Raw genomic sequence first — 9,659 nt, 5'->3', positions numbered from 1 at the left:
ATCCAAATCAGATGCTGGATCCCGCGAATAAATCGCGGGACGACGTGAAGGGGGTGGGTCGCGGGACACGTGGGGTGGGCGGACCGCGGGACACATTGAGGATGGATCGCGAAGACATATGGAGGATGGATCGCGAGACACGTGGATGGTGGATCGCGGGACGACGGCGTGATTTAACTCTCGAAATAAGCCTTTTTAAATTTTTGTTCAGTACAAAGTTTTTTCAAGAATTTTAGGTGACTTTTAAGGTTTCCTTAATCATTGGAAGGTAAGATATAGCCGCATATTCACGATTTTTTTTACAATTTAAGACTGGGTGAGAGGCAGAGCCCTTTCCCTTATAGTGCTACTTTTATTTGTGCGTCCTTTTAAGTCAGAAAGCGTTTTCCAAATAATAGTAATGGTGTAAAAAGCATAGCTTTTCAGTTTTTTTGGTTGCACCTAAGGTGCCCCTAAAACATCCAGTTTAGTTAGTAGCAATTAACAGCATATGCCCCTGGAGAGACCCGAATGAAATCTAAAGTCCTAATTAAAAAAATAATTCATCAATTAAATGGGTTTATTGATAATAACAATAATAACCAAGTTAATACTATTAACCCTGAAATTGCTAAAGAGCTAAAAGAAGCACTGGAGGCAATTGAAGATGGGCTTAACGTTAAGAAAAAAACAAAAGATAAAGAAGAAAAAATTGAAATAGAAAAAAGGATTCAAACTACCGTTGAAAAACTAGAACAGAAATTAATTTTTCTATTTGAAAAACCCCAGACCACTGAGGGGGAAAATTTTTTCGCAGAGCAATTTTACTATGATATATTAATTTTTCTCACACGGCTAAGACCAAGAAATAATTTTGATATAGAGAGCTTTGAATTCCTTGATCCAATAAGTCATATGCCAGTAAAGGAAGAGGATAGAGTATATGCTACAACTCGATATTTTTACGATATTAATGCATTGGCAAAATATCTACGAATAATTAAGCCAATTTTTAACCCTAAGACTGGAGTCTACAACGCGAGATGTCTTGATCCTGTGACAACGCACGAGTTTTCACCCAAAGATAGATTTGAAATACAAAGAGTGGCTACAAGACAAGGCGTGCCATTACCGTCTTTTATTGCTACCTCAGCTATTACCCGGGATAACCCTGATAACGAAAATTATAATAATACAGCCACTAGTAATAACTCTCAAAACTATAGCGCAGATTCCAGTCTACTCCCTACTTCTGATAATAGAGCAGAGGGAACGGAGATTAATGAGGGTGAACAAGAAAGTCAACGCGAGTATGATGCTTATGGTAACTTAACGTATAGATCGGATAATGTCCCTGGCTCTGGGCAAAGAATCCAACGCTATAGTTATCATGCTTTGGGCTGGCTACTCTCTATTTCTACTGGTGGTAATGATAATGAACTCACAACCCAACACTTTTATTATGATGCCTCTGGCAACAGGATAGAACCTAGTACAAATCCTTCCAACGATATCAATACAAATTATACCTATGATATATTTAATGAATCAGAAAGAAATAATACACAGTCACTTTCAAGCCAATTAAATACTGTAGATTATCAAAACTCTACAACTCATTCTGATTTAAATGTAAACAGTGACACAAACCCAATTGCTTCAGATACCATTCTTAATAATCCAGATTCCAGAACTCAGAATGCCAATAATGAATTCATTAATAATAACGATAACACAACCCCGGATAATCAAAATAATGGCGCAGAAGAAAATGATAGTCCGTCACTCTTCAGATTATTAAGTAATAACAATTCTCATTTATACCAAGGAGGTATTTTTAATGATGTTTCAGCGAGTACAGCTGGAAATAACAACAACGTAACTTCCAGCGTTGATTTGGATGATGATTCAGAAGAAAATAGTAGAGTACGTGGTCACAATTCTCCAGGCTCCAATATGTAGAGCTTTGTTATGAAATTAAAATAGATTTTATCGTATCAATTAAGACAGATGCGCTGAACTTAAGTGACACTCTTGCACATTTTATCTTCGGAGATTGGGTGAATCGTTATTCGCTGATTCACTATTAGAACTAGCTTCCTCTCTCAATTGCTCCAATTCGTTTTCTAAAGACATGATGCTTTGGACTAGTTGACCTTTTTTGTTTTTTAATTCAAGTTGCAGCGCATTTTTAGCATCATTTAATTCAGGCAAAGTTTTTTGTTCATCAACTACGGGTTTTGTAGCGATTCCATCCATGGGCAAGCCCAGCTCTTTAGCAATATCCTGTGTCTCTAACCAAAGTGAGTCAATCTCAGACAATACCTGTTGTTTAACAAGTTTCTGAAGTTCCTCATGCAGCATTTTGTAGCTTTGATGTTTGTCTCTTAATATATCAAGTGACATACTACCCGCTAGAGTTATCGAGTTATCTTGGGGCTTGTTAAGTAATTTCTCAAAGCTCCTTATTCCTTTAATATAAAAGTTCGTCGCATTTATTAATTTAGCTTGTATATCTTGCGCCATTTTAGCCCTCTTTATTTTTAATTGTTCAATATCTTCCCCCTCCAATTCGTCCTTCCTAAGCATTGACTGTGTTGGACTATTAATCACAGGAATACCTGTGTGTCTAAGACTCTCAACACTGACTGGAGGAACATAATTATTATTATTGTTGTTGTTATTGTTGTTGTTGTTATTCATTTCACCAGCAGCATACAGAAGAGTTTCAATGTTCTTGAGTGTACTCACTGCTTGTTGAGGTGGCGAACAAGAGCTTACAAGTGAATGAGTGAGAGGAGAGTGACCAAAAAAAGTAAGACTTGCTTGACCCGGAGGAGATGGTTTCTCGGAAGATTTGCGCTTTAATTCGCACTTTTTATTTTGTTGCACTTTTATTTGTGAAGCCTTCATTTTCTCAGAAATTAGAGCTTGTTCTGCCATATAAACTTTCGTAAATTCCGAATTATCTGCTTCAGAAATTTTCCCTTTTGACTTTAGGTCGTCATAATAATATTCTAACAGCTGACAAGCCTTTTTGGCTTGAAGACTTTTTTTACCATACATTTGTGTAGCTATGGTTTTAAAAAGTAAAATCCAGTCCTTTGTTGCTAGTGCGATACTTATAATTTTCGTTGTTTCTTGCCATTGTTTCACACATTCAATCGATTTAGGTTCTTTAATTATCAGTTTTGAGTCAGAAGAAATATCCAGATGTATAGACGTGGTTAACGTCTCTAAATTTAATAGCCAGTCCTTAATAGCTCTTGCCTGTTTGTTATTTTCACATTCCACCGTTAAATTAGTCGCTCCCTGTTCCTTTTCAAGGGCATTCAGCACGTATGTTTCAAGGCAAAATTTATCTGCCAAGTTGAAATCATGGGCAGTCTTTTCCACAACATTGTTGTTGGTTGTTTTTTCATTTACTTTATTGATTTTTTTCTCTAAGCTTAATAAACCATTTTTGCAGATTACTATTTCACGTCGACAATCATTTTTATTGTCTCTTTTATTTCTCTGTAGGAGTTCATAATAATATTTGATTGAAGCTCTTAAATGACCACTCGCCTCCTTCAGCTCAAGTAAATTCTCACTTTCCTCAAGCACTGCATACAAGTTGTAATGAATTTCTGCTGCTTGAGTCTGCACTCTTATGGTTAATTCAGTATTATTATCATTTGTTCCACGATATTTTTTGAAATCCTCATAATGCTGAAGAGCTTGCTTATAATATGCAATAGCCTTTTTAGGAATCTGTACGGAACTATCGCCCACTAAACGGCGATTTTCTATTAATCTCTCAAAGTTTATATCTGCAGCCAATTTTGAATTTTGACTTTGAGCAATAGGTAGAATATTTAATAGTGTTTGGTAATTTTTTTCATAGTTTAAAACCAAATTATTTGAAGCATCTGCTGAAGTATTTTCATTATCAGTTAACTCCGATGGATCGGTTTCGGTTTCGGTTTCGGTTTCGGTTTCGGTTTCGCTATTTAGTTGCATATGCTCATCTCACTCAGTAATCATTAAGCTTAAAATTTAATTTTAAATCAATTACAGTTTTACATTTTAGGTGAACGCAAGTATTGATAATCTGTTGAAATATCCTCTATTTGGTCCATCTCTTCTTTAAAGGCCAAAATATCTTGAATTAAGTCTGTTTTTTGTTGTTCCCGCAACTTACTCAATTCACTGCCCAGTCTTTTCTGCTCATCTTTAAGAGCAGGTAGATAAGCTAACTCAGAAATATTTTTTATTCTAGGAATCGAATTAGCTGGCAGACCCATTTCATTTGCGATCACTTTGATACTATTAAAAATTTTTATCGTCTCAGCCATTTCGATCTGACATTTATTTTTTAGTTCTGCCTTTATTTTCTGTTTCATTTTCTCGAAGTATCGATTTTTCTCTTTCATTACCTCAAGAGACGTAGTATTGGGTAGGTCACCTGTTTCAGTATGAGGGCAGCCCAGTTCGTCTTCAATACTTCTGATTTCTCTGAGATCATTGTTAGTATTTAGCAGAAGAACTTCGTGCAATTTGGCTACTCTATCACGTCTATAGGATATGAGTTCCTGTGTACTTTTTTCCTCTAATTCTTTCTGACGAGAAAAATGCAGAGAGGATATAACCTGGATATTTGATGAATTATTGTTGTTGATTGAGGGTCTTTCGTTTTCAGTAGCTTCAATTGAAGCTGCTGCATGGGATAAGTCGGACAGTGAATTATCTGTTGACCTCAAAGTTTGTCTTGGCAATTGATGGGTATGGTCAATATTAATAGGATTATTATTGCAATTAGAATTAAAAAATGTGGGGACAAGCGTATGTTTCGAAATGTTAGGCGTATTAGAACTTACTTCGTGGGAAACAAATTCTGAAGAAGAATTAGTAGAGACGACTAAATTATTCTGCAATGGCAAAATTAAGCTATCATTTACATTTGATTCGGTCGGTTTTTTTCGCCTACTCTCAGCATAAGCAAGTTGAGAGTTTAAGCGATTACGATGCGTACTAATAACGTGTTCGTAATCTTCTTTATCCTGCGGTTGGATTTTACTTGATAATAAATAATCGTAATTTTCAAAGAGTTCCAATCGCTTTTTTATAAACAAAGTATGTATTCCTGATCCTCCCTTTGCTTTGACTATCGCCTCAAAAATTCCATTCCAATCTTTTAATTCTAGCGCGCGAGAAATCTGATCTGTCATACTAGCCCACTGCTTTAACTGATAAATGGATGCTGCGTCAATGATCTCTAAACTGTTAGCATCTTTTTCAATCCTAAAGATTAACTTCACGAATGGTAATAAAGTTTCAAGTTTTGCAAGCCATTGGCTAATATCTCGCACCTGTTTCTCGTCGTTGCACTTAATAGAGAGAACACTATCGTTTTCAAGTGATTTGATTTTATCAAGTATGAATTGAGTATATTCAAAGTTATAAAGTAGGTTTTTTAGTTTGGAATTATTATTGTCTTGTTGCGCTAAATCTAAAAAGCTCGCTGGTGGAGGTAAATCTATATTCTTAATTTTATCGCTAATCTTTTTGTACTCTGCTAAGCAATGCCTAAGCCCCTCATGGACTAAAGCGGTGGGTTGATTTGATAGTTGTATGTTATAAAAAGCGATTGATTTTTCAAGATCTTGGAGCACTTGGCTTAATACTTCAGGCTCTTGGTTGTTATTATAAATTGCGAATATTTTAGAATGTGTATCAACGCATCCTTCCCAATCCCCCGGAGTGAGTATAGTAACTTGATTACTGGTATTGTTGTTATTGTTGTTGGTTTTTAAGGAGGCAACAGGCTTAGACAGCTCATCGAAATGCTCCAAAGCTGTTTTGTAGTAGGCAAGTGCTTGAACTGGAAATTGGGCAAAGTGTTTCTCTCCCATAAGGCGACGATTATTTATTAAACATCGGCGATACTCACAAAGGTCATCAAGAGAAGATGCATTATTTTTGTGGAATTCAAGGGCTGCTAACAACTCGCGATAGGACGCTTCAAGCTCATCGATAGTAGGAGAGCCTATTTCTTGCTCAACCCTTTGCTCTTCTATCGTTTTGCGTTTTTTAGTGGTCGATTGGTCTTGAGGTAAATTATTTTTCTGCTGCATGTTGGGTTCCTCGAAAATTGAGTTCTCAATTTTCAGATGATATTTATCTAAGGGGTGAAAACGTTTTCGCGTGCTGATACTGTTTATTCAGGATCATCAAAGGTTACCATTTTATTATTAAGGTTTTCTTATCACAAAATTTATAAACAAAATTTATAGAAAGCCTTAATATTATTTTAAGAATAACTGTCCAAAATTGCGGATTATTTAATGGTTTTTAACAGAGGTTATTATGTTGCCAAAAATGTCACCTAAAATTCAAGAAGGCGTTGCTGAAATTCGTAATATAATTGAGGGAACTAATCAGGCATTGCCTAATCATGGGGGTCATGAAACCTCTATGTTAACGGATGCCGGCAGGAGGCGGTTCGTTGCTGGGACATACAAAAGGCTAACGACCCATTATGCAAAAGCATTTCAAGCAGCAGGTGGAACGGAAGGCGTATTTTCCGATCTTAAAACCTATATTGATCTGAAAATCAAAGAAATCCAAGCTAAAATCAATCACCTATGGTCTATTCAAAGTAATAACAATAATAGTAATTCATCTAGAGACCTACAGTTGGAGGAAAAAGTACTCAATTCCTACATTAATGCTCGATCTACATTGGAAGAAGATACTAAACCTTTTTATGAAGGCGGTGCTCCTAGAGCGATATATAGTGTTAATTTAGTTGAAATGACGGCTTATTATTGGTTAGCAAGTTCAGATCACCACAACGTAAAAAAAGAAGATCTAGCAGCCTCTAAAGCAGCTTTTGTATATCTATTGGAAGAAAATAAACTTGCCCATATTGATGATAATCATCACGATCCTTCTAGTTGTTCTGCGGGGATCTTTGGTCGCTATGCTCAAAATGGTGCCCCCCATAATCCCGTGGCAGAAACCTTTCCGCTCACAGAGCAAATGTACTATCAGATGACAAGCTCTATTGTTGAAGAAGTCTCCAAACTAGGTCAGGAAATTCAGGCTGGTTTTTTTAGTTATCTCAATAATCAATTGATGGGGCTTAATGAGGACACTACCCAGAAAGACAGTGAGCATTTTGAGCAAGGAATCACCTTAATAAGCGCAAACTCCTATCAAAAAACTGAAACAATATTTTCGAAAATAATACATGCAGTGTCCATTAGAGGAAAAGAGTTTCTTTTTCAAAGAATGCATGAGTTATACAGAGATCTCATTAATAATTTACGCGATGGATCGGAGGACGGTGCCTTTGTAGAAAAAATTCTTTTTACAACAATTCGCTCCAGAAAAATCTATGTCATCAAAAATCAATTAGAATCACACACAGAAACAATAAAGCAAAGCCTTGTAGAGACGATGCAAATTCTTTCTAAAGTTGATGGTTTGAATTATGCAAACACATCTGCTCAACAAAGAGTACAAGTCGCTTTATATCCTGCAAAGTTATTTTCAGATACCTCTCCTCTTGAGCTTGATGAATTTGATAATGCCCAACAAACAATTATCGAAGCGAAAGCCATAATCGATAAAAATAAAGAACTATTACCAGAGTTGGTTAATGGGGTACAGAAAAGTCTTGAGGATATGAAACCTGAAGTTGGGGGTAATTTTCATAAAAACCTAGTATTAAGTACCCAGGTTGTAGGGATAATGAAATCAGATGAAAACACAAATTATGCAAAGCTAGCAAAGTTAACTGGAAAATCAAAAGAACTTGAGGTGGTCTTAAACTGGTACTTTCAAAAAATGGTGATTGCCATTGTGAAATTGGCTAATAGACAAAGCAAACATGGGCCTCATAGCGCCCAGTATTTAAGCAAGATGGTTAGGCTAATTTTTGAGTTAAATCCTGAAGTAATAAATGAAATTTTTCAGTCGATTGTTGAGCTTTTATCAAAGCTTCCCACCTATTCAAGAGGCTTAATAAGCTCTACTCTAAAACTTTCCATGGGTGAGCACACCCCCAAAGATGGCGTTGAAATGATCGATTTTACGAAGGTTCAACGAGGAAAGGGTATTAATCTTCAATCTTTTCTTAAAACAACCAAAGAACTTACAAATGTAGACCCAGCTAAGCTTGACAATCTATCCACTTGGATGTCAACAGTAATGCTCTTCACCAATAATTCATGTGACCATAACCAGTCGATAGATCAGATTACTATGCTAGCACTAGCGAGCGTTTTTGGGCGAAATTTTGAAGAGCTGCAAAATATAAGCACTGAAACTGTTGAGCAGTTTGGATGGCTATGCAGTTTATATTTAGCACAAGAATCCCAAAACATTCCCGAATATAGCGATATAGCAGGACGCATATCTTCTATAACCCGGAATGAAGATTGGCCTACTATTAGAAAAAACCGTCTAGAGAAAAATGCTGACCTTCGGGAGCTGACCTATTTTAAACATCTTACTGCTCTTGGTCAGCATCTTATCGATCTTAAACTGTCACTTGAAGAAAATAGTGATCTTTTTATTGAAGGTAAGCTCAAGATAATCAATTTTAAGACGGCACAACAAGAGCTAGGTAGGAGTAAGCAGGCCTACATTCTTCATTTATCAATTGCTAATCCTAGGGAGGTTTATATCACAGATTATAAGGGCGAACTTTTCTACAATTGTTTAATTGCAGATATGACGTTGTTTAGAAAAGTCTTGTGCCAAGATGACGTAAGTGGAAAAAGTTTGCGTGTGAGATATGAAAGCAGTGTGAAAATGAAAGTACCTGCTCCAGCCTCCTCTCATAAAATTCATAGAAACCCGAACAACAACAATAACAACAACAACAACAGCTTCTTCCAACCAACTTCGGCTATATCAACTCAATCACAGCAATTTCCCAATTTACATGGGAATAAGAACTTAATTCATGCTGACATTAAAAAACTCAAAGAGCTATTGGCTTTAGTAAGTTCGGCGCAGAATTGGCCCCTAGATTTGTCGCACGTTTCAATTAATCACGAACAAGAAAAAGCAGAATCTTCGAATAGGGATATCCTATATATTGCGCATGTCCGTATGGAAGCATACTTTCATAAAGCGAAAGCTTTATCGCCGCTTCAATTGTACTTTAACGTTTTAGCAGAGCGACGTGAGTGGCGGTCTTCCTATTTCGAATGGAATGAAAATTTCCATAATGAATTGGCACGTTTGCATTCTTCCCTCATTAGTGGGGCAGAACCTGATATCATCACGCCTAACGAACCGGCAAACCTTGATCTTCCGTCTCCCCGTAATAATTAAATCAGTATCCTTATATGCTGGATGGAGCGAAGTAATATAGTAATACTTTGCTTTATCCAGATTATGTGCCGGGGTCAGGCTTGCGATCTCGCTAAATGATGTTTAGCTTGCTTAGAATTGGCGCGAAATAACTCAATGTTGAGCTTCTTGCTGATTTACTCATGAAATTCATCTTTTTGCTTTGATTTAGGAGACTATGACGCAAACCATATAACTTTGTACTGGACAAAAATTTAAAAAGGCTTATTGCGAGGGTGACAATAATGCCGTCGTCCCGCGGCCAAACACCTCTCCGTCGTCCCGCGATTTATTCGCGGGATCCAGCATCGGATTTGGATCCCGCGAATAAA

The 9,659-nt window shown here is 36.6% G+C and carries 4 protein-coding genes; 2 read left to right on the top strand and 2 right to left on the bottom strand.

Annotation, left to right across the window (positions count from 1 at the left end):
- Positions 1 to 510 precede the first annotated feature (510 nt).
- Complete coding sequence (locus H0U71_08320; protein ID MBA2655050.1) at positions 511 to 1,941, top strand: hypothetical protein; 1,431 nt, start codon at positions 511 to 513, stop codon at positions 1,939 to 1,941.
- A gap of 81 nt (positions 1,942 to 2,022) precedes the next feature.
- Here the strand turns inward: H0U71_08320 and H0U71_08315 are convergent, their stop codons facing one another.
- Both H0U71_08315 and H0U71_08310 read right to left on the bottom strand, forming a co-directional pair.
- On the bottom strand, positions 2,023 to 3,981 hold the full coding sequence (locus H0U71_08315) for a hypothetical protein (protein MBA2655049.1): 1,959 nt from the start codon (positions 3,979 to 3,981) through the stop codon (positions 2,023 to 2,025).
- Between the two features lie 59 nt (positions 3,982 to 4,040).
- Complete coding sequence (locus H0U71_08310) at positions 4,041 to 6,095, bottom strand: hypothetical protein (protein MBA2655048.1); 2,055 nt, start codon at positions 6,093 to 6,095, stop codon at positions 4,041 to 4,043.
- Positions 6,096 to 6,327: 232 nt separating this feature from the next.
- Between H0U71_08310 and H0U71_08305 the strand changes: the two genes are divergently transcribed.
- A complete protein-coding gene (locus tag H0U71_08305) occupies positions 6,328 to 9,309 on the top strand; it encodes a hypothetical protein (protein MBA2655047.1) in 2,982 nt (993 codons plus the stop codon).
- The last annotated feature ends 350 nt before the right edge of the window (positions 9,310 to 9,659 follow it).

The organism is Gammaproteobacteria bacterium (genome assembly GCA_013697705.1).
In the GTDB taxonomy this organism is placed as follows: domain Bacteria; phylum Pseudomonadota; class Gammaproteobacteria; order UBA6002; family UBA6002; genus UBA6002.
The sequence above is the reverse complement of the archived record's forward strand: the minus strand, read 5'-3'. Positions and strand labels throughout refer to the sequence as shown.

Bases quoted from the DNA above. Each gene is read 5' to 3' on its own strand.
- H0U71_08305 (MBA2655047.1), top strand. From the start codon at position 6,328: ATGTTGCCAAAAATGTCACCTAAAATTCAAGAAGGCGTTGCTGAAATT.
- H0U71_08315 (MBA2655049.1), bottom strand. From the start codon at position 3,981: ATGCAACTAAATAGCGAAACCGAAACCGAAACCGAAACCGAAACCGAA.
- H0U71_08320 (MBA2655050.1), top strand. From the start codon at position 511: ATGAAATCTAAAGTCCTAATTAAAAAAATAATTCATCAATTAAATGGG.
- H0U71_08310 (MBA2655048.1), bottom strand. From the start codon at position 6,095: ATGCAGCAGAAAAATAATTTACCTCAAGACCAATCGACCACTAAAAAA.